At 46.5% G+C, this 25,045-nt stretch carries 20 protein-coding genes and 1 pseudogene; 9 read left to right on the forward strand and 12 right to left on the reverse strand.

Features of this window, described 5'->3' with window-relative positions; translation table 11 throughout:
- Position 1: 1 nt before the first annotated feature.
- Entirely contained in the window at positions 2 to 1,555 is a 1,554-nt protein-coding gene (locus tag NST43_RS12695) for a response regulator (RefSeq protein ID WP_339225406.1), read from the reverse strand.
- 219 nt (positions 1,556 to 1,774) lie between these two features.
- On the reverse strand, positions 1,775 to 1,912 hold the full coding sequence (locus tag NST43_RS12700; RefSeq protein ID WP_339224757.1) for a hypothetical protein: 138 nt from the start codon (positions 1,910 to 1,912) through the stop codon (positions 1,775 to 1,777).
- A 355-nt stretch (positions 1,913 to 2,267) separates the two neighbouring features.
- On the opposite strand from NST43_RS12700, the gene NST43_RS12705 reads away from it, so the two are divergent.
- Positions 2,268 to 2,453 carry a hypothetical protein gene (locus NST43_RS12705; protein ID WP_339224758.1) on the forward strand — a complete coding sequence of 62 codons (186 nt, stop codon included), beginning with the start codon at positions 2,268 to 2,270 and terminating at the stop codon, positions 2,451 to 2,453.
- 108 nt (positions 2,454 to 2,561) lie between these two features.
- Here the strand turns inward: NST43_RS12705 and NST43_RS12710 are convergent, their stop codons facing one another.
- Both NST43_RS12710 and NST43_RS12715 read right to left on the reverse strand, forming a co-directional pair.
- Positions 2,562 to 2,930, reverse strand: coding sequence for a nuclear transport factor 2 family protein (locus NST43_RS12710; RefSeq protein ID WP_339224759.1), 369 nt, complete (start codon positions 2,928 to 2,930; stop codon positions 2,562 to 2,564).
- 24 nt (positions 2,931 to 2,954) lie between these two features.
- Positions 2,955 to 3,854 (reverse strand): hypothetical protein, encoded by a 900-nt coding sequence (locus tag NST43_RS12715; protein ID WP_339224760.1) that lies wholly within the window; start codon positions 3,852 to 3,854, stop codon positions 2,955 to 2,957.
- Positions 3,855 to 4,147: 293 nt separating this feature from the next.
- Between NST43_RS12715 and NST43_RS12720 the strand changes: the two genes are divergently transcribed.
- From NST43_RS12720 to NST43_RS12740, 5 genes and pseudogenes are all read left to right on the forward strand, one after another.
- Positions 4,148 to 4,303 carry a hypothetical protein gene (locus NST43_RS12720; RefSeq protein ID WP_339224761.1) on the forward strand — a complete coding sequence of 52 codons (156 nt, stop codon included), beginning with the start codon at positions 4,148 to 4,150 and terminating at the stop codon, positions 4,301 to 4,303.
- A 190-nt stretch (positions 4,304 to 4,493) separates the two neighbouring features.
- Positions 4,494 to 5,420 carry a hypothetical protein gene (locus NST43_RS12725; RefSeq protein WP_339224762.1) on the forward strand — a complete coding sequence of 309 codons (927 nt, stop codon included), beginning with the start codon at positions 4,494 to 4,496 and terminating at the stop codon, positions 5,418 to 5,420.
- A 197-nt stretch (positions 5,421 to 5,617) separates the two neighbouring features.
- A complete protein-coding gene (locus tag NST43_RS12730; RefSeq protein ID WP_339224763.1) occupies positions 5,618 to 5,968 on the forward strand; it encodes a VOC family protein in 351 nt (116 codons plus the stop codon).
- A gap of 254 nt (positions 5,969 to 6,222) precedes the next feature.
- Positions 6,223 to 6,962, forward strand: a pseudogene (locus NST43_RS12735) (tyrosine-type recombinase/integrase).
- Between the two features lie 208 nt (positions 6,963 to 7,170).
- Positions 7,171 to 8,325, forward strand: a complete 1,155-nt coding sequence (locus NST43_RS12740; protein ID WP_339224764.1) for a YARHG domain-containing protein — start codon at positions 7,171 to 7,173, stop codon at positions 8,323 to 8,325.
- A 295-nt stretch (positions 8,326 to 8,620) separates the two neighbouring features.
- On the opposite strand, the gene NST43_RS12745 is transcribed toward NST43_RS12740, so the two are convergent.
- On the reverse strand, positions 8,621 to 10,600 hold the full coding sequence (locus NST43_RS12745) for an AraC family transcriptional regulator (protein ID WP_339224765.1): 1,980 nt from the start codon (positions 10,598 to 10,600) through the stop codon (positions 8,621 to 8,623).
- Between the two features lie 161 nt (positions 10,601 to 10,761).
- On the opposite strand from NST43_RS12745, the gene NST43_RS12750 reads away from it, so the two are divergent.
- A complete protein-coding gene (locus tag NST43_RS12750) occupies positions 10,762 to 12,045 on the forward strand; it encodes a hypothetical protein (protein ID WP_339224766.1) in 1,284 nt (427 codons plus the stop codon).
- Between the two features lie 82 nt (positions 12,046 to 12,127).
- Here the strand turns inward: NST43_RS12750 and NST43_RS12755 are convergent, their stop codons facing one another.
- The 5 genes from NST43_RS12755 to NST43_RS12775 form a co-directional block, all read right to left on the reverse strand.
- Positions 12,128 to 14,188 (reverse strand): methyl-accepting chemotaxis protein, encoded by a 2,061-nt coding sequence (locus NST43_RS12755; RefSeq protein WP_339224767.1) that lies wholly within the window; start codon positions 14,186 to 14,188, stop codon positions 12,128 to 12,130.
- A gap of 169 nt (positions 14,189 to 14,357) precedes the next feature.
- Positions 14,358 to 15,110 carry a (2Fe-2S)-binding protein gene (locus NST43_RS12760; protein ID WP_339224768.1) on the reverse strand — a complete coding sequence of 251 codons (753 nt, stop codon included), beginning with the start codon at positions 15,108 to 15,110 and terminating at the stop codon, positions 14,358 to 14,360.
- Between the two features lie 13 nt (positions 15,111 to 15,123).
- The gene (locus tag NST43_RS12765; RefSeq protein ID WP_339224769.1) at positions 15,124 to 16,080 is read right to left on the reverse strand and encodes an ABC transporter substrate-binding protein; all 957 of its coding nucleotides are present in this window, start codon (positions 16,078 to 16,080) and stop codon (positions 15,124 to 15,126) included.
- Positions 16,081 to 16,200: 120 nt separating this feature from the next.
- Positions 16,201 to 17,847 (reverse strand): helix-turn-helix domain-containing protein, encoded by a 1,647-nt coding sequence (locus NST43_RS12770; protein ID WP_339224770.1) that lies wholly within the window; start codon positions 17,845 to 17,847, stop codon positions 16,201 to 16,203.
- Positions 17,848 to 18,130: 283 nt separating this feature from the next.
- Positions 18,131 to 19,612 (reverse strand): 4-hydroxyphenylacetate 3-hydroxylase N-terminal domain-containing protein, encoded by a 1,482-nt coding sequence (locus NST43_RS12775; protein ID WP_339224771.1) that lies wholly within the window; start codon positions 19,610 to 19,612, stop codon positions 18,131 to 18,133.
- A 254-nt stretch (positions 19,613 to 19,866) separates the two neighbouring features.
- Between NST43_RS12775 and NST43_RS12780 the strand changes: the two genes are divergently transcribed.
- Positions 19,867 to 20,229 carry a VOC family protein gene (locus tag NST43_RS12780; RefSeq protein WP_209985958.1) on the forward strand — a complete coding sequence of 121 codons (363 nt, stop codon included), beginning with the start codon at positions 19,867 to 19,869 and terminating at the stop codon, positions 20,227 to 20,229.
- Positions 20,226 to 20,789 carry a winged helix-turn-helix transcriptional regulator gene (locus NST43_RS12785; RefSeq protein WP_209985962.1) on the forward strand — a complete coding sequence of 188 codons (564 nt, stop codon included), beginning with the start codon at positions 20,226 to 20,228 and terminating at the stop codon, positions 20,787 to 20,789. Before NST43_RS12780 ends, NST43_RS12785 begins: the two co-directional genes overlap by 4 nt.
- 560 nt (positions 20,790 to 21,349) lie before the next feature.
- Here the strand turns inward: NST43_RS12785 and NST43_RS12790 are convergent.
- A complete protein-coding gene (locus tag NST43_RS12790; protein ID WP_339224772.1) occupies positions 21,350 to 21,796 on the reverse strand; it encodes an OsmC family protein in 447 nt (148 codons plus the stop codon).
- A gap of 1,068 nt (positions 21,797 to 22,864) precedes the next feature.
- Positions 22,865 to 24,283, reverse strand: coding sequence for a hypothetical protein (locus tag NST43_RS12795; RefSeq protein WP_339224773.1), 1,419 nt, complete (start codon positions 24,281 to 24,283; stop codon positions 22,865 to 22,867).
- Positions 24,284 to 25,045: the final 762 nt, after the last annotated feature.

Below are 25,045 nucleotides of genomic sequence, written 5' to 3' on the forward strand. Positions count from 1 at the left end.
TTTACTGCCCGATCATCATATTGCGGTAATCGGTAGGCGTCATATTCTCAAGCTTTTCGAACTGGGTGGCAAAATAATCAGCGTTCTGGAAGCCGACCAGCTCAGCGATTTCGTACATCCGTTTCTTGGTTTGCCGCAGCAGGCGTTTGGCCTCCTCAATCCGCAGGCTCAGCAGGTATTCATTGAAGTATACCCCGTAGGTTTTGCGGAACAACTGTCCAAGATAGACCGGATTCATGTCGAAATCGGCGGCGATACCTTTGAGATAGATATTTTCACGGTAATGCCCGTCGATGTATTTTTTGATTTTTTCAATATTGCCTTCGCTCTTGCCGCCGCGCTTCTCTGCGATATACTCTGCGGCTTCGGCGATAAACTGTTGGAATACCTGCTTCAGCTGCTTCAGATTGCGGTATTTCAGCGGCCAGTTGAGCAACTCAGTCATCCATTGCAGCGTGTTCTCGTCCCCTTCGAGCTGGCGGATAATGTTAATGATGGCAATCATGCTGCGCCGGATTGTGTTCGTCACCGCTCCGGGTGCGAAGTGGCGCTCCTGAAACATGGTAAAGATGGCGTCAACGGTCGAACTGTAGCCCTTGTGGTCATTGGCTTCGACCTCGTAGATCAGCTTGCCGTGCAGTCCTTCATCGATATCGAAATAGTATAAGGGCAGCTCCAGCAGCTCGTCCGCCATATAAATGCCCTCAAAGCCGGCCGCAAAACGGTATTGGAGGGATTTCTCGGCACTCGCCCCGGAGGATACAATCTGCTTGAGGTGGCTTACCTTCTGTCCTACAAACAAAGCAATGGTCGTTCCAAGCTCCCGCTCCAGTGTATCCAGCATCGTACGGTAGCCTCCCCAAGGGGAATGATCTCGTTCATCCACCCACTGGCCGGGCAAGATCACCCCGTATTGATTGTGCGTTCGTACATGAAGGAGCAGGGTCTGGTCCCCTTGGCGAAGATAATGCAGCAGCGAGTCCTTTAGTGCAGGCAGATAATCGACTTCTCCAGCGGGAAGCTGATCCTGCATTTCTGCGATGAGATACGTATAGGAAGAGGTGAGAGGAAGCTCCAGCGCATCGGCGATCCGCCCCATGACCTGATCATCGGGCTGCGTCTGCAGCAGGCTTTCGATGACCGTCTCGACCAGCGGCTTTTCCCTAGTGATGGAGAGGAGCTGCTTCTGGTTCAGTGTATGGGCAATCTTGTTCAGTGCGGCGTTCAGCTCCTGTTCGTCAACCGGCTTGAGGATATAATCGGAGACATTGTAACGGAAGGCTTGCTGGGCATACGAGAAATCAGCGTAGCCGCTCAAAATAATAAATATCGGCTGCTGCTCAAGCTCCGTTTTCACTTTCTTGATCAGTCCCAGCCCATCCAGCACGGGCATGCGGATATCAGCGATCACCAGCTCCGGGTTCAATTGTTCGATCAGGGTAAGCGCTTGCTCCCCGTTCTCAGCTTCACCGCATATTTCAAACTGCGGCGAGCATTCGCCCAGTATCCGGATTAAGCCCTTCCGTACAAAAACTTCATCATCTACAATCAGCACCTTATACAATGGACTTCCTCCTTGGGATTATTCTGGATTGCTTGGTCATGTTCCATCCTCGGTCAAGTCGCAGTGTGATCATTATAAGCTAATTCCCTGACAGAATTCGAGTGGAAACGACTTTTTATTCTAGCACATGCTGGAAAATGCTCTCAACACGAAGAGCCTGCATCGTTAGACACAGGCTCTTCGGTATTGTATTTTCGTTAAACTCTTAGCTTATTTGTCATTCTGCTGGAGATGCGGGGGCAGCGGATGCTGATGCTGCACCAGATCGGCAGCTCGGGTCTGAACATTCGCCAGTTCAGCAGAATATTCATCCGTCCACAGGTCTCCTCGGGCCAGGCGTTCTTTCAAATGTAAGATGTGCGGGCCAAATGTATGCGGAAAACCGAACACATATCGACTTGTAGGCGAATTCAACTTCTATCCTGCCGTATATGGGAGCATCCATCCGAACTTTTACGAACCCTGCCTGCTGAGTTGGCCTCTTCTGCGCTCAGCGCGGCTCACCCTGTGTAAGCCCGGATGCTCCGCATTGGGTGAGCCGGGTCTTTCCCGTATAATAGTAGACGTTACGCCGGATGAGACTTTAGAGCCTCGGCCTGGCGTATGAACTCTAGCTTCAGGAAGGGAATGAAGATTGTTGACTTATACGAAACTGTTAGAACGAAAAGGCGAAATTCTCAAGCGAACCGTGGAAACCTGGATCATGAAAGAGAATCGTGACGGGCTGGACCGTCAAGAAGCCCATATCTACAGGAATATGGTCAAGGAGCTTCATCAGAATGAGCAGGAACTCCATGTGGCACGTGTGGAGGAACTGGATACGAGTCCAAATTCGGACGCAGATGGATCAGCTTCCGCGAAGCGAGAGCTTATATCGCAAGGTATATGAAACCGGGAGCCAGTGAAGTTGCTTTAATATTAACTAATATAATGGAAAAAGCCGTCCGGAATTCGCGTTAGCGAAGCGGGCGGCTTTTCGTTGTGAATAAACTTCAGGTCAGGGCAGCATGATCCGGTAACAGCTGGCGGCAGCCACCTCAGTGCCTTTAGTCGTAGCGAAGGTATAGTGGTCGCTGAAGGCGAAACGGATTCCGCGGCAAGTCACCCAATTCCCGCTCACAGCAGCGACTTTGCCGTGGGAGATGGCATGTTCAATCGTCAGCTTCAAAAGCTCTGGAATGGAAGCTGCCCCTTCGAGAATGGAAGATAGCGGGTAATGTTCGCCGCCTACAAGTTCTACTACAGAATCGTCTGTGAGCAGATGGTTTAATGTCTTGGTATCTCCAGTAAGAAGAGCTACTGATAAATCCTCAGCTAGCTTGTTCTTCGGTGAATTGCCGCACATGCCGCTTAGTTGTATTTCCATTGCTTATGTGCCTCCTTTGATGGTCTACAGCCTAACAACCCGCCGGTACACCAGGCAATCCAGCAGATCCGCCCATTCCAGCTCGCTCTCATAAGGATCGCGGAAAGCGGTCGCGGTGGGGAGATACCCAAGGGCAACGCCCTGGCCGCCGTGCAGATTGCAGCCGCCGTCGCCGCCTTTGCCGGTGATGCCGTCCGGTGTGAGGACCAGCTCCTTCTTGTAAGGATCACCGGGGAAGCATAGCCCGAACCCATTCGGCAGCTCCAGCGGATACGGGTCCTCAGATTTAGCCTCCCCTGAGCCGGACACATGCCTGAGGCGTATGGATTCGTCCATCTCATCACCCCACGGGAACAGCGTCCGGGCACCTGCGCCGTACAGATACTCCCATTCGTCCTCAGTCGGCAGGGTGAAGCCCTCCGGCAGCTCCGCCTCAGACCATTCCTCGAACGATTCGCTGTCGTCGAACAGGAACACTACGATCTGATCACCGTCGCGTTCCAGCCGGAAATACTGGGAGTACTCATAGCTGGTGTGCGGACCCTGGCGGAACTCCCCGATGGCTTCAAGCACATCCTCATCTTCCTCCGGGTCCAGCCGGTCCAGCGGACATTCGTACCAGCCTGCCGAAGCAGGCTGGCGCTGCACGAGCAATGGCCCGATCACAGCCTCGCGGACGGGAGACATCTCCGCATACATATGTACCTCTGAACGGCCCAGGGTAACGGTATCGCCTGGTACGTACACATATTGACTGCCCTCGTACAAGAAGACACCTGTTTCCAAGGACTGTCCGTAACGTTCGAACCTTTCTAACCGCAGCCACTTGAAGCCAACGGGCAGCTGGTTAAGCACTTCCTGCATCGCATGAATTTTCTCTTCGACCGTTAATTGCCCCCATGCGGCACGGTCCCATGCTACCATGTCATCCTCTCCTCCCGGGAATCGGCATTGTCAGCCTATTTACTGTCATTGTAATGGACAGCCCGGGAGATTGGCAAACCAGCTGTCAAAAGGAAATAAAGTTGTAGACTCGGAAAATAAAGTACTAGACTGACAATGCTACATTTAAGCTAATTAGCAGGATAGTTCAGAAAAGGCGTGAACAGTAATGGAAAGTGTAATTAAGGAAATCATATCCCCAAGCGGGGTCTATAAAGCGCAGATAATTAAACGCTCTAAGGATGGTTTATTTACATCACAGGTCTTCAAATGGATTGAACATGGATGAAGAAATAAGCGAGATAATAGGGGAGAAGGGTTTTTGGGGAGTTCTCTACTCTACAAATTCATTAACAGATACAGTGGAAAGCTGTATGAAAGTTACTATCGAGAATTTAACTAATGCTTCAGCAGAGAAGAACATTATATAACGTTCAACTAACGGGAAACGTTAGCGCAGAAAACATATCATGAGGCCGCCGCAGACCAATCGGGCGGCCTCATTACGCTAACGGGCAGGATAGTTTAATAACATATCGAATGTTGAAGCTTGGAAAGGAATACGACGTGAGGTATTTGCTAAACTGAGTGAGGTAAAAGTACTTAAAAAGGAGGTACCAGATGGAAACTAATCAAACTATTCGACTGGCAATCGAAGAATCTATACAGTTTCTTGAATTTGCACCGCATTTTACGATGGCTCACGGCGAGTGCACTCGTCGAAAATGGGATGGAGCTTGGTGGCATATGGCTGCTCTTTATGAAATGGGAGAGGTGAAACGGATCCCCCAGTCCGTTATTGAAAGAGCTAAACATCTACTCAAAACCCAGGTCTGGCCAACTTTCATTATATCCGCCAATGACCATCCAACAAGTGAAAGTGATAAGATGAAGATGGATTGCTGCCATTGTGAACTTGCCGTGTACTATATGATTCTAATGGCGTATGGTTGTGATTTGGACAAGGAACTACCTTGGATTCGTGAATGGCTCTTAAAGCATCAGCTACCTGATGGTGGACTGAACTGCGATCCTGAAGCTTATACTCATTCTAAAAAAAGCTCTATTGTTTCAACATTGCCTCCGCTTGAAGCTATCTTATTGCATACTGACCGTGAATTTACTGAACAGGAAGCTGTTTTCTTAGACGAAGGTGCACGTTATTTAATTGAACATCGTCTTGTATGTTCTAAACAAAATGGGGACGTCATCGATATGGAATGGCTGAAGCCTTGCTTCCCAAGGTTTTTTGAATATGATATTTTGCGCGGTATGTCATTCTTGGCAGAATGGTCCCGGCGTAGGAACAAACTGCTACCGGTCTGGCTGTTTAGAGAAGGATTGGAACGCTTGAATTCATCTATGACAGCAGAAGGCTTACAAGTCGGTAGACAAGTGTTTGATCCCCAAGGCCCGTGGGGTGGACGAACCTTTTCCTTGTTAGAAGCAACGGCCGATATTGGTGTCGTTTCCCCTTATCTAACCAGACAATTGGATCAAGTGTTCGAACGAATGGGCCCGGAATATACCTCAAGACTTCCTTTATAAAAGTGATCTGGTCGAAAGGGTAAGGACCAGGATGAAGAATGCTTAAAAATTTCAAATATTTAAATGACTTGTCTAATTAAGCTAACGGGCAGGATATGTTAATCAATTCGCGAATACTTCAAATAATCATAAGCAAAGATTCTGCATGAACCTTAAAAAATGGTATCCTCAAAAAAGAGAAGGGGCAGCATAGCCTTATGAAACTAGGACATATAATGATTTTCGTCAATGACATGACAAAGGCGAGATGGTTTTATTCTGAATTGCTGGGTTTGCGAACACTGTTAGAGCAAGAAAATAAGCTTGTATTTGCCCTTGACGGCTGTCAGCTTATAGCTTTTAAGTGTGAAAAGACCAAAGAAATTGGAGATTATTCAAACGAAGCTAGAACAGTTTTGGTGTTTGAGGTCGTATCTGTTGAGCAAACTTATAAGGAAATGAAGGAAAAGGGTATTCAATTTTTGCATGATAAACCTACTCAAGGGAGATATGCTGCTTTCGTTGATCCGTTTGGTAACGTGCATGAAATCGCTGAATCGTTCGATTGAGAGTCGTTAACTTTGTTACAAACAACGTGGTGAAACATATTACAAAGGTATTGCACTAACGGGAAACGCTAGTTCAACATGGCTTACAGATTATTAAAACCTCTCCTTAGAAGCAAACTAGATTTAATAGCTTCTAAAGGGGAGGTTTTGTTATGAACTTAAGTGAATTGTGGAGGTTGTATGAAGCTGACAAGCGCATTCAAGGATTCAGTACGAGAACATTAAAAGCATACGCCCTTCAGCACAAAATGTTGATGCAAGAGTTTGGCAATCTCGATATTACTGAAGTAACGTTAACCACGCTGAAGGATTACTTGGCAAAACAGGCTGATCGTTTGAAGCCAAGCAGCCTGGGTCATCGAATTAGGTTTGTTCGTTCTCTTTTCCGTTACGCTTATGAAGAGACGTATCTGACTTCAAATCCTTCTCTAAAACTGAGAGAACCAAAATTAGATAAGCGCATTCCTAAGTTTTTAATTGAGGAAGACGTCATACACTTAAAGATCTCTTGTCAGTCACTCAGGGAAAGAGCGCTGCTTGAGTTTCTCTACAGCACTGGTTGCCGGGTTGGGGAGGTGGAAAAGATCAACATCGAGGATCTTAACTGGGAGAACTGCTCAGCAATCGTTAATGGCAAGGGATCAAAGCAAAGAGAAGTTTACTTTACGACAGAGTGCAAAGTATGGTTAAAGAAGTACCTGGCCAGCCGTGAGGACTCCTGCAAAGCCTTATTTGTTACCGATACGAATCCAACAGAACGAATGGCCATACCTACGATCAGATGGGCCTTAAAACGGCTTGCAGATCGTGGAGAAATTGAAGCGAACGTATACCCGCACGCTTTCGACATACTTATGCATGCCGGCTCCTTGATAACGGTGCTCCATTAGATTTCATCCAAGGTATGCTCGGTCACGAGAAAGCATCGACCACTCAAATCTACGCACAGCTCCGCGGCGAACGTCGGAGAGAACTTTATCGACGATTCTTTTAGTTTTTTGAACAGTGGCGGATCCCATTTAGAAATCCGCCGCTGTTCAACTAAAGGGCAGGATAGCGAACATTCAAATCAAAAGGCGATACAAACATTCGCGGATTTCTCAGAAGTGGAAGGCTCATTTTCCTATACGATAAATACCACTTTATGGTATATTTAAATGCGATTATCATATCAAATTCATATGACGAAGTGGGTCAACAAAATGGATTTTCGGAAGTTTAGGCTTACATATGGGGTAATTGCCCTGTCATTAATCATTTCTGGCTGTACTTATGCGGAAAAAGAGAAAGTCGCTGAAGGAGCGGTCAGTGATCTAGTTGCGGCAAATGAGTCAACTGCTGCTCCTTCTACTGTTGCAGTTGCAATACGGGAGTATATTTTGAAAGACAGCTCGAATGCGTTGCTGTCCCCTGAAAAGATCGGCAGTCTGGACAACCGTATTCTGAAGCTTGCGCGCAACGAGATATTTGCAAGGCACGGGTATGTATTTAAACAGAAGGATTTGAAGGACTACTTTGCCGCCAAGCCTTGGTATCATGCAGACTCTGCCTACAAGGAGCATCTTAGCCCGATTGAGAAACAGAACGTTGCGCTACTTCGTGACTACGAAGCCAAATACGCTGGCTATAAGCTCGAACCTTCTCATACAGATGACGTCCATTTACGTGGTTACATAGGCGATTCGGGCTTTAAACAGAAGAAGATGAAAGTGGATCTGAACGGAGATGGTCGTGAAGAAGAGATTCAGTTAATACCGCCGGAAACGGAATTAGGGGTCTTCAAGCTGAAGGTGAATAACATCACGATGGAGGTGGACAGTGAGCTGCTTCCTTATGTGGATATTGTCGATCTGGATATTGATGATCCATATTTCGAGATTGCACTTCAAATGGATTCGCAGATGGTCTCTCTACGATCAACATCTTTCTATGCCTATGACGTCGAAACCCTCAAGCAAATAGGTAAGCTTCCCGATTTCTCGGCACACAGCTCGATGTTTGACGGCCATGGGAGAGTGGTAAGCGCAAAAGAAAGCAATAACTTTCAGACCTGGTTCCGTAATTTGGTATTCCGTCTGGATGCCGAACATTCTCTCCATGAAGAGCAACAGGATTTTTATCCGATGGAACCACCGACGCCTTTAACGATCAACAAGGAAATTGTCGTGCAGTTTCATAAAGATGGCGCGGACGAAGCCTTTTCGCTGGAACCTGGAGACAACGTGAAATTCCTGGGTGACGACAAGCTCGGCCATATCAAGCTTCAGACTAGCACGGGTAAGGAAGTCTGGTACACCACAGGCGATGAGTACGTCGACTATAGTAGTTTTTTTGACGGGCTAATTTTATATGATTAGACCAAGGATGCCGGTATAGGACCCGTTGCAAAAAGTAGAGATGGACATTTATTTTATCTCACTGGTGACGGATTAACGAGTAATCAACCGTTAAACTAACGGGACACGTTAGTTTAACGACAACAGCAGCAGTCTAAGACTTTATTTATCAAGTCTTAGACTGCTGCTGCTTTTATTTATGGATCAGTCTAAAACTTATTTTTCAAAAGCTAAAGATTCTTTAATTCAAAAACCGCGTTGAATCAATGACCCAGTCTAATACTTTATTTTCACCGAACACCAGCCGGGTATACTGCTATTTCGTTCCCAGCAACCTGTCTACAACAAATTGGAGCTGGGCTTCCAGTGAGATCGGGTCACTGAATACGAAGCCGCGGCTATTCTCGCGGTAGACATGATTATTCTTAACAGCGGGGAGGCTGTCCCAGATGTTGCCCTCGAAGATCCACGTGGCATTCTCCTCGCCTGTCCATCCGCTGATAAAAATATAATCCCCGGCATATTGCGGCAACAGCTCAAGGGATAGCTTGGCCCAGCCCTGGCCGCTGTCTATAGCTTCCTTCTGAATAATCGGCGGTGCCTTCAGTCCGAACTCGCCATAGATAATGTCGCCGCCCCGGCCAAAGCTGCCGTAAGCATAGAACTCCTTGGCACTTCCTGCATCAAAAATCGATACCGTGCGCTCACCTACAGCCTGCTTCACAAGCGGTTTGTATTCGGCGATTTGAGTGTCCCACGCTTCAATCCAGGCTTTGGCCTGCTCTTCCCGGCCGGTCATTGTCCCGAATTCCATTAATTGCTCCCGGAAAGGAACTCCGTAATCTACAGCGACGGTCGGCGCAATCTGGGACAGCTTCTCAATTGCAGCCGGGTCATTCCACACCACAATTAAATCCGGTTGCAGCTCAATAATCTGCTCGTAAGGGATGTCATTGCCGAGATTGACAACGTTGTCCAGTTTACCTTCTGTGTAGTTGTTAAAAGACTCATCCCCGGTTGCAATCGGTTTTAGTCCCAGTGCCAGCAGATGCCCGGTGAAGGCTCCTGCGACCATAACGATTTTTTGCGGATTCTTGGGGATTTGTATTTCACCGTTCACAGCTTTGAAGGTGATAGTCTCGGTACTGACATTTGTCTTCCCGGCCTCTGCATTGCCGGTATTGCTGCCCGTGGTTATAGTTGTGCCTGCTCCAGCATAATTGCTTGCTCCGCCATTCGTATTCGCTGGTCTTGCGCAGGCGCTTAGCAGGAGTGTCAGGCACAGCAATACAGTCACTCCTACAGGTAATTTGCTCTTGTACATCGGTAAATCTCCTTTTCCACTGTATTGATAATGATTATCATCTCTGTTACCAATATAGTGACGAAGTCTGCGCGGAGCAATGGACGATTGAAGCCTAATGATAGGACGATAGGAATTGTTAGCTTGGCGCAACGATGCGTTTCTGAACTCTCCGGGGGTGACGCCTGCCGTCTTTTTGAACAATCGGATGAAATAGGATACATCGGTGTACCCGATGCTGCGTGCAATTTCCTGCATAGACAGGTCGGTCTTCTGCAGCAAGTCTCCCGCCTGATTCATTCGGATGCGAATCAAATAATCAATGATGCTTGTTCCGGTCTCGCGCCGGAAATACTTGGACAGGTAAGGTACACTATAGTTGAAAATACGTGCCAGCGAATCCCGCGTGATCGGTTCGGCATAATGCTGCTCTATGTAACGGATGATCTGGGAGATCAGATCCGGCCTTACGGGGCTGACCTGCTGCTCATCCATTTGCTGAAGCAGCTCGTAGACAAACTGGTAGAATAAAGTTTTGGCATGCAACCGTTCCAGCCGTTCCTGCACAAGCCATTCGTCCAGCATCTGCTCAGCCAGCTGATAGAGAATTGCCGGATGGAGCGGAATGAATCCGTACTGCAAGGAAAAGGAGAGATCTGCGTCCGTCCGCGCCGGTGAATATCGCCTCCCGGACAGCGGCAAGCTGGCCTTATATAGAATAAGATAGTACTGGAAGGAATGGTCTGTAAGACGGATATCGAGATAAGCGCCCTTGCCCCCATGAAGCAGATAGTAAGGCTTGGCAGCATGCCCAGCTCCGTCCAAAATTACAGATGCTTGACCTTGTGTAACGTAAAGATAGGCGCTGGAAGGAAGCAGATACGGCCTGACGTCATCACCGTTCTGTATGTGTATATGCCTGACATCCATAATTTGAAATACTGCATGATTCCAGATCCGGATGTGCTCATGTATATTTATAGTCTCGTCCAATGAAGATTCCCTCCTTTCCACGGGCGATGAATTTAGCCTTACAGGTAGTACAACTCCGCCTGTTAGATGGCAATCCATTTATTACCCTGTCCTTATGGTCTGCGTGATCATATAATAATTCAGATTGGAACATTAATACATAGCAAAAGAGGGATAGGAGTATGTTTTCAAAACGATTCAAGTTTCTCACCACGGCATTTGCGCTGCTATTGGCTGCACAAGTGCTGCTGCCCGGGCATTCATCGGCTGCCGGGAAGGTCATTGAACAGTTGCCTACGCCGGAATGGAGCTATACGTTGCCGGATGGTCTTAGCTTCTGGGGCACTATAGACACCCTACAGAGCAATAAGCGGATGTTCATTCCGCTGCTAAAGACCGTAACCGTATCCCCTTCCAAGAAGAAGACTTCTGGCATGTTGTACGCATCCATTGACCGCGCACAAGGTTCTGCCAACTGGGTATATGACTATTCGGACATGGCCAACGACCAGCCGTTTACTGCTCATGGTTTGTATTCTGTCAGTAACGGCTACACCTATGTCTACAAAAAGAAAGGCGGTATTCCCTACGATCTCACCGCTGTCGATCCGAACGGCAAACGGAAATGGACCAAAACGATAACGGATTCCTACTCGCCGCTGTTGCTGGATAACGGAAATATTAGTATTCGGTCCGGACTAAGTGTCAACACAAAAACTATTGCTTTTACCGAATACAATCAGGACGGGAAGCAGGTAAGCAAGCATAAGCTCAGCGGCAAATGGACCACAGGGATACTTGAGTTGCTGCCGAACGGGTACGTTAAGCATGAGTTGATAGATAAACAAGACAAAGTCCTTAGTATCAGCGTATACCGCAGCCTAAATGCGTTGACAAAACCGCTCGCTACCTACACTGTTCCCAAAACAGTGAACAACCCCTATTTCCAGGTACACCCGCTTCGCGGCGGGTCGTTCCTGATTCAGATGAGCAGTGCGGATACCTGGCTATTACTCGGCTATGACGCAAGCGGAACCAAGAAGTGGGTGCGTCCTTTGAATAAGACGGATCGGATTGATACTACAGGCAACAACTATCTGATCAAGAGCGATAACGTCTACAGACTGCACAGTAAAAACAACCAATTGCTTGGCAAGCAGCAGATCGGTGAAGCCGGGGACCGCGAATGGTACTACAGGATAACGCCATCGGGCGAGATTACGGTCGAGAAGCAGTACCAATGGCAGGAGCGTCCGGCTGTGATTGATCCTGAGACCTTTGAGGGAGATATAGCGAAGGAAGATTTCTATGTGCTTGACCCAGGGAACCTGCAGATCAAATATCATCTTTCCACAAGCTGGCATGACTACGAAACCGGGCATAATTACATTTATGCGGGAGGCGGGGAGCTTTACATTTCGAGGAGTTATGCACCTAAGACGATAAGCAAATATATGTTAAAATAGCACCGGATCGAGCTAATGCCTCCGAATGACAAAAACATCGCCAAGTGAGTGTTCCTACTTGGCGATGTTTTTGTATATTCCGTTATTCCAGCTTGAACTGCCGCAGCTCTTCCTCCAGCCTCTGTGAGATTTCGCTCAGCTCTCTGGACAGTTCAGCTACCTGCTCAATACTGCCGAGCTGCTCCTGCGTATTGGCGCTTACCTCTTCAGTGGAGGCAGAATTCTCCTCAGTCGTCGAAGAGATGACCTCAATCGCCTGCAGGATCTCATCCTTGTGCTTGTGGACAATCGAAGTGTTATTGCTGATCTGCAGCATCCGTACCTTCAGTTCCTCCAGGTCACCGTTCAGGCTAAAGAAGACCTGCTTCGCATTCTCGACAGATTTGGCATTCTCCTCCGCAATCGTAAGGCCAAGAGTAGTGTGTTCTACGGACAGGCTTGTTTTTTCTTCAATGGCGCTGACCTTCTTGTAAATTTCCTCGGTAGCCCGGGCTGTTTGCTCGGCAAGCTTACGCACCTCACCAGCCACCACGGCAAAACCTCTGCCATGCTCACCTGCCCGTGCCGCTTCAATGGAAGCATTAAGGGCGAGCAGGTTGGTCTGTGTTGCTATTTGATTCACAGTGCCTACGATACCCGAAATCTCATGACGGCTCAGATCAATATCCTCAATGAGTGATGACATCGCTTGTGTGGATCGGTGATTGTCTTCTGCGGCTTTGGAGAGCTGCTCGACCAAGTCAAGACCTGAACTACTGAGCTGCGCAGAGGTCTGTACCATGGCTCCTACAGCCTGGGCATCACTGGTGATTTCGTCAATTTGATCCGACAAGGCACCGGTTTTGTGGAGAATGCTCTCGGATTCAGCGGACTGGTAGTTGGTGGCATTCGCAATTTCATTGATGGCCGTAGCCGTTTCGTTCATGGTTATCGCTGTTTTGGTGGAGACGGCTTGCAGGTTGAGGGAGGACTGGGCCAGCACCTGAGTCGTATTATGGATCACCTGAATCATGCCTTGAATCTTCTGGACCATACCTGCAATGCCATGAGCAATCTGCCCGATCTCATTGCGAGAAGTGTCATTGAGCTGAACAGTCAGGTCGCCGTCTGCAATCCGTTTGATAGCAGCGAGCAGTTTGGGAATAGAACGTAAGAGGTAACGCAGCATGAGATAGCAGATGACTACCAGCAGAAGCGCGGCCACGGCAAAACCGGTAATGGTAATCCGGGTGAAGGATGTTAGCTCGCTAAGCGCCTCATGCCGGGTAATGGTTAAGCCGACAGACCATCCGGTATCCTTACTGGTGGCATAGCCGATGTAACGGGGGTCACCATTATCATCAATGAGCGATACGCCGGATTCGCCGTTAATCATTTTTTTGCCGATGGCCCCGAGATCGCCCGGACTGTCTGTGATTTTCTCCTTCAGCACTTTGGCTTTATCCGGGTGGTAGAGAATATCGCCTGAGCGGGTAGCCAGAATGGAGAATCCGGTGCTTCCCAAGGAATAGCTCTGCATGATCTCCGGGATGTCATCGAAGGCAATATCTGCGGCAATGAAGCCGATCATTTGGCTGCTGTCATTCAGAATCGGATAGAAAATGCCCATCAGCATTTTGCCACTATTGACATCGGCGTAAGGCTCAGAATAATAGAGACCCTTAGATTCAGATACGGGCTTGAAGTAGGGGCGGGCGCGGATATCGAAGTCTGAGTTAGAGGCCAGACCGTCATTTTGGAGGAAATATCCCTTCCCGGATAACCCGGCAACCCAGGCATCGGCGAAGGAGGGCTCTGACTTTACAATGTCCGCAAGTGTAGCGAGTGCTTCTGCTGCGTGGGGGGAGGTAGTGATTTGATCTGCTGTAGTGCTCTCAATATATTTTTGGAAAATCGAGTTGGTGGACATTTGTTTGACCAGTGAGCCCTTCTCCTTGAACAAAGCATCGAACTGGCTGACAATTCCCTGCGTCTTGGTAATCAGCATCGACTCTTGCTGGCTGACCAGAATGCTTCGGGTGCTGGAATAGAAGAAGGTACCCAGGATCGAGAAGACGACAAGAATAATGACTAGCAGTACAATGGCCAATGTGTTGGCGATGCTGGTTGAACGGACTGGCCGTTTTTGAATTAGCTGTGACATAGGTCATCTCCCGGATATGTATTAGAGCAAAAGCTCTTAAATAATATGTCGGAATATGGCGGATATTCTTGTATAGTGAAGTGTGTTAATTTGCAAAAAAAAACCGGATGGGGAAATATCCCATTCCGGTAGCCGCTTGAGGGGTGGTACTCAGCTTATAATTCTCCGGTTACTCCGGCAATATAGGACAACTGCTACAGTAGGAATGATCCGCTCTTAGCTGGTAGGCCAGACAGCAGGTCGCTTTAATGGATATCGTATGGTAGGGGGGGCTGGGGTCCGTTCTGAATCTGGGTATAATGCGGAACGGATTGCTGCGAAGTCCGAAGTTCTCCGGTTGCAGCGCCCAGGTCACAGTCTTGAATTGTTCGGCGATCTGAGCGCGGCGGCTCTCACTTGCTGCATCCTGGACTTCCTCTTCCATGAAGGTATATAACTGACTGTACACCTGCTTCCACAGCATCACTGGCTTGGTCTGTGAAGCCTCGGCAAGCGCCGCTATAATCGGTCTGACATCATTTTGGTAGAACATTCCAAGCTCGTCTATGAATTCATTTCCCTGACCAGTCCGGTCATAGATACCCTCCCGCTGATCATGGACGGGGAAGGAGAATTCGGGGTAGCCCTCCGTGCGGAGGAGCTGCACAGACATATTGCTCCGGCACACAGCAGAAGCCATCGGGTGTCCAGCCGTGAGCAGTGCAGCTTTGGCTCCGCAGATTCCGGCAATCCAGCTGCAAAAGATGGCCGCCGCGATTCGTTTGTCCGCCGTTCCAAGCATAGAAGCATAAGTGCCGAGCAGATGCTCTGCTGCGGAAGGCTGGCATAATTCAGTAAGAGATAAAGTAATCACTACATTCTCTACGGCTTCCTGATGGATGAAATAACGTTCCACCCCTTGAAGTTTGCCAGTATCGTACATCCTGAAATCCCCTTTATTTCGACTTGCCTTCAAAGGCCTCCAGAACCACGTCAACCGCATAGCGGTTTGCCATTGGAGACATGCCCACGTTGAACCAATCCTTGTCCCCCATCGTAATGACCTGATTCTTTTTAACCGCGTTCATATTCTTCCATAAAGGGCTCGCCAGCATATCTTCATAGGTTTGCTTAATCTCAGCATTATCCTCTTTGTTCAACTGAATAATAAGGTGGTCAGGGTTGTACTCCGGTAATTTCTCCAGAGAGATGGACGGAGACTGCTCGGGGAAATTCGGAATCATCTCCAGACCAAGGGTGGTATGAATGAACTTTCCGCGGTCTACCTGATCTCCATTGAGGACGAGACTATTCTGCATAACCCTCACATACAACACGGTTTCGTTGCCAACCAGCTCATCAAGCTTCAGCTTGGCCTTGGCCTCATAGTCTTCCAGCTCCTGTATAACCTTCTCGGCAGCTTCCTTCTTGTCCAGCACCGCGGCGATGTCCTTCAGTTCATCGCGCCAGTCCTGACGCTCGGGCAGCAGAACCGTCGGTGCGATTCCGGATAACTGGTCATAATCCTTGCCTGCCCACCATGCAGGAGCAAGAATAAGATCTGGATTGGAAGACAGTATCATTTCAAAATTCGGAGTTTTGGCAATTCCCATCTTCAGCGTATCCTTGAAAGGCTCTTGCAGATAGGTTGGGAATTCTTCCTGGTAGTTCTGCACAGCAACGGGTGTAACGCCTAACGCTTGCAGAAACTCCGGGTAGACTACGGATAGGCCGACGACTCTGGTCGGATGGGCCGGGATCTTAATCTCGCCCTTCTCACTGTTTACCAGACGAAAGTCCGCTTCTGTTGAAGCATCTACCTTGGCCTTTCCCGCGTTATTAGAGCAAGCTGCCATTACCAGTACCAGCAGAGCGGCCATACAGAATGCTATTCCTGTTCTTATCTGTCGCATGAATTCTATAACCTCCTGAGTTTCGATACCTTACATCTCACATGAGAGTGAGAATCAATATCACTGTTAGGAGTATAAAACAATCCCTTGGTTTCGACTATAGATGATCACGCCAATATTTCATATCCGATTACGCCACAGGGATGGCGTCAGGTCAAGAATCAGCTCTTGTGTGAACGAGGTATACTCTGTCCAAGGGTAGGGAGGGAGAAGCTCAACACGCGAATATCCGGCGGGATCAGGCAGCTTCCACAACTCCTGATGCTGGATCTCCGACCACATGGTCTGAGAGTCGGCATCCTCGTCTACGATCAACAATAGCTTGTCCGCATCCGCAGACTTCAGTTCCGCAAGGGTCAAGGTCTGACGGCTTAGCTTGCGGTTAACAAGGGGAGCGGGGATGAAATGCAGATCATCGTAGAACACCTCGGCCAAGCTCCGGTTAGACAATACGGTGAGGGTATGACCGGATATTTGGGCGATAAGAAGCTTGCCCTTGGTAAGCTCATAATCCAACTCATCACGGACTGTTTCTGCCTTGCGTTCATAGGTGCCTAACCAAGCCGCCGCCTCCTTTGACTTGCCAAGAGATTGTCCGATGAAGCGTAATTCCGTCCGCCAATCCATTTGGAGCCGGGGAACAAGCGAAGTGGGGGCAAGCTCCTGAAGCTGCTGCTGAATGGCGGGACTTAGCGTTTGCTCAAGCCCCAGAATATAATCAGGGCGGAGGGAAGCAAGCTGCTGGATGCGGATAGCGTCATCTTGGGCAAGCGGCAGGACCGCATCTGTCTCATATTTACGGCGGTAATATTCTGTCCAGGGATGGTCAGCCGGTGCGGCGCAAGGAATAATATTAAGGGTAAGCAACGCCCCAATCAGGCTGCCGTGGTAGGCAACGATCTTCAGCTTGGCATTCCGCATGAAGGTCGCCGGAGCTACCCCGGTAATTTGCTTGAATTTGCGCCGGAAATAAGGAACGTCCTTGTAACCGACATAAGCGGCGATATCCTTCAATTCATAGTTCGAATGCGGCAGCATAAGACTTCTTGCTTGTCTGATCCGGTATTCGGTCAGGTATTCGATGGCGCTAAGACCATATTTCTGCTTGAACAGCCGGATAAAATGCCTTACGCTTGTACCTGCTTCGCCCGCCAGCAGGCGGATAGAAAGCTCTTCACGGTAATGCTGCTCTATATAGGTCTTGGCGCGTTCCATAATCGTATCGGTATCGTCAGGCTGCAGCTGCCTGGCATCGCTGAGCAGACTGAACAGCAGCTCATAGAATCTGCTCTGGGCAAGCAGCTGCTGTAAAGGGTCTGTACTGCCAAGGGAAGCGGTGATAGCCTCACAGTGTTTGCTGTATGTAACTGTTGAAGACATCGCGGTTTCTCCTTCCAGGGAGAAGGGGAGCGGGGGCTCCGTTGAGCTTATCCGGCCCGGTTGTACAGGCAGATTCCTCTGGCTAAATACATCAAACCGCAGAATGTATATATTCGGTTCGCCTGAACCGTCCAGGCAGGCTTCGATTAATTGCCCCGGCAGGCAGACAAAGGCAGCTCCCGCTCTGAGTTCGCCATACTTGCCGTCCACAGTGATCCAGCCCCGGCCCGAAACTGGAATCAGGAGCAGATGCGATTCAAGGAATTGCAGTCGGAGTGAACACTCTCCCGTGAGACTGCTGTTCTGCTGGCTGCTCCGAAGCCTGAACCACATCTGATCAAGCTGTCCGAAGGCTCCCGCAGGCGGGATTCCATCCTTACTGTTCATTCTTTGCACCCCCGTTCGCTATTGTGCGCTTATTTCTTACATTACTGGAGCATCGTCTGCTGTTTTTATCACCGGCAGATAATCACCTACATACATAGCCATTGCCAGCATACACAATTCGGCTTTGTAGTACAAATTGAACCTTTTGATAATATTCGACGCTCTTTCTTATTTAGAATTATCATCACTATAAAAGGTGGTCGCTATTTACACAATGTCAATTATGCTTTAATTTTAGAAAAAAGGACACTCTCCTCAGAACAATGAGAAGAGTGTCTTTGAGTTACCGGATTTTCTTCATAACTAATCCAGTTTCTTCTGGGGCAATGAACTCGTGAATGATTTGACGGAAGGATTCATGGTTATCATAGCTGTTGTACATGCGCCAGGCCAGAGTTTGGGAGCTGCCAAAAAATAACCGCTCAAACTGGATTTGTCGCCCCCCGAATGCACCCGCTCCCAGTTCCCAAGCAAGCCGGAATAAAGCATTTCGGAACCAAGCCTCCGAAGCCGTACCCTTCAAATACTGATTGAGGTACGCACCAGCACTTGTATCGAAGTCGGACTCCGAGAGGATCATGATGAGACCGCTTGAACTGAGATTTTGAACCATTTCAATCAGTTCTGGATAAAACTCCGAAAAGTGAACGGACGAAGCCAAAAGTGGACCTTTGTCTGGAACGAGATATCCGAATTTGTCTGGAGAAGCCCCAATTTCAGAAGCAAGTCTTAAGGCTTTGAAGGTCTCTAAATAGGTTATCGTTCTGGAAATAGGCAGAATAGTATGGGGCTCAGGGATAACATTTTGTTCTTCCGCCAAAGCTTCCAGCAACCCGAGAAAGAACTCGGTTTTTACAATATAGCGGGTGATGATTTGATGGGCCAGATGCGTATGGAAGTGACTCTCGCCGAACAAGCGGGAACAGTACATTTCATCTCCGTAATAAAATATACGATCATGAGGGATAAGAACGCGGTCAAATATCACTAGTGTATCCATTTCTTCATATCTTGAGCTTAACGGATGGTCGTAGGCAGATGAGGCAGCGTAGCTTTCACGGCAAAAAAAGGTCATTCCAGGCAGATCATTAGGCACGGCGAAGGCAAACGCGAACGGATTATCATCATCCACAAACGAGGGGGAAGGAGTCGGGAATACAAGCATTTCATCGCATGTAGCCCCTTGTGTTGCCATCATAAAAGCACCGGTTACTATCATCCCTTCATCATTGATTTCAACGACTTTAGCAGCGATAGAATCCTCTGTAGCATCAATCTGGCCGGATATTTTGCTTGCTTGAGGCTGGATGAATGCATGGGATAAGGTAATGTCATGATCCCGGCAGTAAGCATAGTACTTCCTGAGGTTCTCAGCATATTTCGGATTCAGCTCCTCAAGGATATCGGCAGCTGTAAACAGAGACATGAGGGCTGTATTCATATAATCCGGGGAACGTCCTAAAAACCCATGATGGCAGTTGGACCAGAGTTCAATCATTTTTCTGCGGCGCTGTAAATCTTCAGCATTCTTGGGTGGAAGAAAAGATAGACCCACAGGCTCTCCTGTATCGGGTGAAGGATAGGTCATCTGCGCTAAATAACGCTCATCACACTGCATGTTGTACATTTCGGCTTGGGTTTGTATGAGACCTTGAAATGCGGGATGCTTTGATAAAGGAGCTTCGATCCGTGTTCCTTTGTAAAAGATATTGATATTTTGCCGGTCGATACGTTCGATGTATTGGCTACCTGTTTTAATAGGCACACGGTTCACCTCTTTAAAAGACAGCTTTGACTAAAAAGCCGTGTTAATGCTTTTAATATACGTAACCATGATCCGCTTTGTACATTGTCCGTAGATCGTGTGAGAGACGGGGAGTTGTATCCAAACTCTATAGAAAGAGGATATCCCGCTAGCCTCTTAGCAGTATTGACGATGATTATGATTACTTTACTACCGTTATTATATGGGGTATACTATCGGTAGTTAATTCTGTATTTATCTTAAGGAGGCTGAATATGTACAGATCAGGTCTTACCGTATGGTACAGCGTATCCGACTTGGAGCAGACGATGGCGTTTTACTCAGGAAAGCTTGGTTTCGAGGTTATCTTTCATGATGCAGAGAGTGGCATGGCCATGGTGAGTACCAATACTAAGGACTGTGTTATTGGTTTTTCAGTGGCAGACACCGTAGAACCGGCTACTTCTTCGACCGTATTTGAGGTATGGAATATCGAGGAAGCGATACAACTGCTCAAGAGTAAAGGGGTAATTTTCATTGGTGAAGTTGAACTTATTCCGGAGTTGACCAAGCTGGCTACATTCGTGGACCCCGACGGGCATAATTTGATGTTAGCCGAATCCCTTACAGACTCTTGATCAAGAAAGAAGAGATACTCAAGCTAAGCCGGGAGCTGACCGGGCAATGGACCTTGCCCATTCTGCTGTCGCTTGACGAACGTGGCGGTCGCTTCACCCCGCTGCAGAACAAGCTAGGTATCGCTCCCTCCCGGCTGACTGCCAATTTGAAGAAGATGATAGCGGATGGTCTGCTCATTCATCTTTCTCCGCAAGATCGGAGGCACCCGCTCCTTCCTGAGTATGTGCTGACCGACAAAGGGCGGCTTCACCGAGAAGCCGCGCGTGCTGTCCAACTCAGCGAACAGAAGATTGGACAGGGCAGACTTTCAGACAGAGCCTGGGGCTTGTCTGTTCTACTAACGCTGAACTTTAATAATGAACGGTTCGAGGATATCCGCAAGTCGCTCACCGGTATAACGCCGCGCCAACTATCCCTGCGTCTGCATGATTTTCATGACGGCGGTCTTGTCTGTAAGCAATTGTCCGAAGAGCCGAGACCTTCCTTCTGCTACCGGCTGGGACAGCCAGTTCAGCAGCCGATTCACCGACTGTCTATCGATTTGGCATCTCTGCTGTGAGTTAGAGTGTCGGTGAGATTCTAAAGCGAATATGAATAGCGACACTCACAGAGTAGAGGAAGAGAAATACTGGCAGAACGAAGAGCCCACAGATCTGGGCTCTTTGCCTTTATCCTGCTCCTGCCGCCATCGTAATCCCCTCATAACTAATTCAGTCGCTCCAGCTCCTCACATGCAGCTGCACATTCGTGTTTCCCGCTTCTTCAGTGTAATACATTGTTACAGTTTTAATAAAACTATTGTTCAAGCATGGAGAGATTGCTTGTTTAACAAGCTCGGGCTGATCCAGGTATACGTAGTGTCCTGAGCCTTGAGCAATGATATGAATGGTCCGGCCAAACGGACGAATATAGTGTGGAATGTAAATCCGTACGATTTGGAATCAAATTGGATTGGTATAGTCAGGAAGTCGGGCTTGCCCAAGATAAGGTTCCATGACCTTAGGCATATACATGCAAGTCTCTTGCTGAAGGCTGGAGTACATCCGAGAGTGGACGAGTTGTTGACAGAAAAGCCCCTAAACCTGCGTCCGACAAGGCTTCTCGGTTCTTATCGGTCGCTTAGCTTTCGATGATAATGCTTTCCAGCTTGAGATTAACCGGGTTTGCAAGCGTATCTCCAACTGGGCATTTGCTTTCCAGGAATCGTACAAATTCTTCAACCTGTTCTTTGGGTGAATCTGTTTTAATACGGAAGGTATACCGAATTTCTGAATAGCCCGGACGCACCTGCGTCTTGTTGAAAAAGCCATCCAGATCAAGATCGCCTTCTACATCCACGAAGAAATCCTTGAGGTTCACGCCGAATTTAGGCGCATACACTCTGGCTACGATAGACTGACATGCTCCCAGTGAGGCCAGCAAAGCTTCGACCGGATTCATACCGGTATCAGTTCCGCCCAAGCTTTTGGGCTCGTCAATAATAAATTCAAAGTTTCGGGATGCTACTTTCACTTGGACTCCGTCTTGCAAATGCGCAGATGCTTTAAAGGTTTGGAGAGCGGTCATTTTTAAAATCTCCTTCGATGGTTGAGTTTATAATAATTTAAATCATACTTTTCCGCTGTGATTATTTTAAATTTAACGGGCCGCATTGTCAATCCTCAAATTACCAACTTGTCTATCTCTGGAACAGCGCACGCGAAAATGCCGAAAAAGGGCCGTGAGCAGCCTGCCTTCCGGCAACCTGTCACAGCCCCAAAACTCGAGTCCGATGCGGTCAATCGGCTCTTACTCGTCTCCTGTAGCCAACGGGTTATCTTCATAGCTGATCCAGTCACTCCAGCTGGCATTGCTGTTAGAAACTGCTTTAAGAGTGTGACCTTCGGATTTAGAAAAAAGATAAGACTACACTGCATCAGAGCACCATCGCCAAGTGCCGATGTATCAATCTGCACCATTGCTTAGGAGACAGAAGCATAAAGTTTACTAGCCTGAGGTCAGGAGAACGCGTGCTAGCCAAACCATCCATTGTTCCCGAACCAGAGGAGGGCACACTTTGGAATAAACTACCCCGCGAGATGAGGCAGGTAGAGCATTCAACAGCAGTAAAAGATTCAGAAGCTGCGTAAAGAGTCAAGCATCCGAATCAATGTACCCCCGTTGCTGAAAGGTCGTTTCTTGTTCTCAGACCTCCGTATCTCAGGCAAACAAAGTCTTGGCACGGCATTAACTTGACCACGGCTAGTCGTTTATTAGGGCTGATCATTCGGGTTGCTGAAAGCTGTGGGATCTGGCTCTATTGGTCAAACTTAGTGCATCGATGTTCTTCTCAAACTAATTTGATATATTTTACTTGCGTATGGATGGGTGAATTATGTAGTAACAAGGCAAAGGGGAGGGAACATTCAAAAGATAAGTATTAGTTACTATTCTTTCTGAGTGATTATCTCAGTGCTTTCTTTTGGTGTTTATTCTCCTGGAATAACTAGCTGTAAAGAAATCCCCCCAAAATGCTTATTCAATATTAATAAAATTCATAGATATACTAATAGCAGAGCAATGTCCAATTATCATCATTAGAGATATAGTAATAGCAATGTTGAAATACTGAATATTATTGTAAAAATTGAATATTTAATCCAATAATTCTATTGCCTTTGCATAATTAAATAATTTTGTTAAAGTGTAATTGGAAATTTCTGCTTGAGAGGTTTTTTTTCTCCACATTATTTCTAATCTAATTGGTATGTCGTCAGTAGTGCATAGAATATCCGTTCGCCTTTTTAATCCTTCACCAAAATTAGATTCAAGTTCATATGATTTTATTAGTTCACAATCTACTAATGCGTCTGCTATTGCCGTGTTTAGCAACGCATCATTGTCTTTTGCTATCTCTGCTAGCTTTCCGAAAGATGCAATAGTATTTGAGCCAACTTTGGCGCCTTTTTTACCCATTCCTATTTTTTCATCACTAATAGCTTTTCCAAGCTGTGACTTGAGTAAGTATTCTTTTCCTTTATCTGATTTTTTGGTCTCGAAATTTTTCTCTACTAACTTTAACTCTAAACTGGAGTTATAATAATCTCTAATAATAGATGTTGTAGCTAATGTGGAGATGTTTAGAATTCTGCATTCAAAATAAGAAGATAGCTTACCAATGTATTCTGAATAATTTTTAATTTCTTCTACGATGTTAGCTTCAGTAGCAACCATTAATCTCTCAATATCTGCAAAAGCATTACTCCCCAAAGTCAATGCTGAAACATCTTTAATTGGATCATTCCCAGATATCACGACAATCCACATCTTACATTTTTCTTTTCCAACTAATTTTTTTATATATTTTGTGCTTTCTTGAGATTTCTTTCTTATTTTAGTTAAGTATTTTCCTATAGTATCATCCTCATCAATCATTTTTGTTGCTTGTTCTTCTGTAATACCAAGGTTTAATAAGCTTATTCCTTCATTAAGGGTGCTAACTGTATTCATAGCTATATTTAGAAATTTTACCCGTTTAGGACCATTGAATAGCATATAATTCTTATCTAAACCTAGTAATGATTCAGCACCAATTTCATTAGCAAGTTCAATCAATTTTTCTCTCATTTCTTTTTTGTTGCATAACCAAACAACCAAAGTGTTGTTGCCTCTCTGGCTTCTAATAAAATTATTAATCCTATGTAAACTTTTTTCGATTTCTTCATTTGAGGAGTCTTTAATCGCTTCTCTACCCTCAATGATAATTATCCTGAAGTCCCTATCAGTTAATTTTAAGGTTGATAAATTGCTGTCAATATCTTCGTCATTTCCTATTGAAACTATCTCAATATTTTTTAGAAATAGGGGGAGGGTGTGTAAAAATGTTGTTTTTCCAGATCCGGATTTTCCATGTAATATTAAAAAGGCTCCCTGTCCAGATGCACACATATCACTGTATATTTCTTCAATTTCATCAATAGCATCTTTCACTTCTACAATAAAATGTCTGAATGTATCTTTGCTTTTAATGTTGCTTAAAGCTTCATACCTTGAAGGGATAAGTAAATCTTCCAATAGTCATGCACCTCTTGTTTTTAATGTTTTTGATTGTAGTTCAGTGTCCATTCTCATTTAACCTTCTTTTATTTCATAAACTAGAGTATCTAAGGACTGTTTGAGTGACAGGTCATTTTCACCTTTAAATCTGAAATGTTTCATTGACCCAAATATTAGAGACAGTACTATGAATAGGAATTCGATCTAATACCAAAAATTTAGATAAAATTAAACCGTTTCTAGCTTTTTTGATTTTCTTTTAATAATTGGTATTAGAATTTTCTTGATCTCTGGGTAACAATTAATCGGCTGTGATTTTTGTGAATCTGATTACAGAGGTTTAATGAAATTATTCATCGCGTTTTCCAAGTAGGCATTCTTGCTATTATTCAAAACCTGCATCTCTTTAATTTAAACCATCTTTTCTCTGTTATACCAATATAAAGGAAGGTCCATTAGTCCAAAGATACGTTCATCATAAATTGTTTTCTAAATCACTCCACTTCATAAAAACTGGTTGCTGTTTATTTTTTTGATTTTAGCCACTTGTTATACCCCTCATTTCTATAAATGCCAAACTATAATTCTTAATGATTGTAATTATTATATATCCAGTTGGATAATATTCCAACTATTGCAACTTGACTATATCAGGTGTAATAGAACTTTTGTATAGATTTTTGGACTATTAACGAGTTTGTTACAACATCTGCTAAGGATTAACAATAGCTTCCTTAAGGTTACATTGGTTCAGGCGGTATGTTTTGTTCTCTTTCTCTT

Source organism: Paenibacillus sp. FSL H8-0332, from assembly GCF_037963835.1.
Classification (GTDB): Bacteria; Bacillota; Bacilli; order Paenibacillales; family Paenibacillaceae; genus Paenibacillus_AQ; species Paenibacillus_AQ rhizoplanae.

Excerpts from the sequence above, each read along its gene's own strand:
- NST43_RS12755 (WP_339224767.1), bottom strand. The coding sequence starts at position 14,188 with ATGTCACAGCTAATTCAAAAACGGCCAGTCCGTTCAACCAGCATCGCC.
- NST43_RS12740 (WP_339224764.1), top strand. The coding sequence starts at position 7,171 with ATGGATTTTCGGAAGTTTAGGCTTACATATGGGGTAATTGCCCTGTCA.
- NST43_RS12705 (WP_339224758.1), top strand. The coding sequence starts at position 2,268 with ATGAAAGAGAATCGTGACGGGCTGGACCGTCAAGAAGCCCATATCTAC.
- NST43_RS12710 (WP_339224759.1), bottom strand. The coding sequence starts at position 2,930 with ATGGAAATACAACTAAGCGGCATGTGCGGCAATTCACCGAAGAACAAG.
- NST43_RS12750 (WP_339224766.1), top strand. The coding sequence starts at position 10,762 with ATGTTTTCAAAACGATTCAAGTTTCTCACCACGGCATTTGCGCTGCTA.
- NST43_RS12790 (WP_339224772.1), bottom strand. The coding sequence starts at position 21,796 with ATGACCGCTCTCCAAACCTTTAAAGCATCTGCGCATTTGCAAGACGGA.
- NST43_RS12715 (WP_339224760.1), bottom strand. The coding sequence starts at position 3,854 with ATGGTAGCATGGGACCGTGCCGCATGGGGGCAATTAACGGTCGAAGAG.
- NST43_RS12725 (WP_339224762.1), top strand. The coding sequence starts at position 4,494 with ATGGAAACTAATCAAACTATTCGACTGGCAATCGAAGAATCTATACAG.
- NST43_RS12730 (WP_339224763.1), top strand. The coding sequence starts at position 5,618 with ATGAAACTAGGACATATAATGATTTTCGTCAATGACATGACAAAGGCG.
- NST43_RS12760 (WP_339224768.1), bottom strand. The coding sequence starts at position 15,110 with ATGTACGATACTGGCAAACTTCAAGGGGTGGAACGTTATTTCATCCAT.
- NST43_RS12770 (WP_339224770.1), bottom strand. The coding sequence starts at position 17,847 with ATGAACAGTAAGGATGGAATCCCGCCTGCGGGAGCCTTCGGACAGCTT.
- NST43_RS12780 (WP_209985958.1), top strand. The coding sequence starts at position 19,867 with ATGTACAGATCAGGTCTTACCGTATGGTACAGCGTATCCGACTTGGAG.
- NST43_RS12765 (WP_339224769.1), bottom strand. The coding sequence starts at position 16,080 with ATGCGACAGATAAGAACAGGAATAGCATTCTGTATGGCCGCTCTGCTG.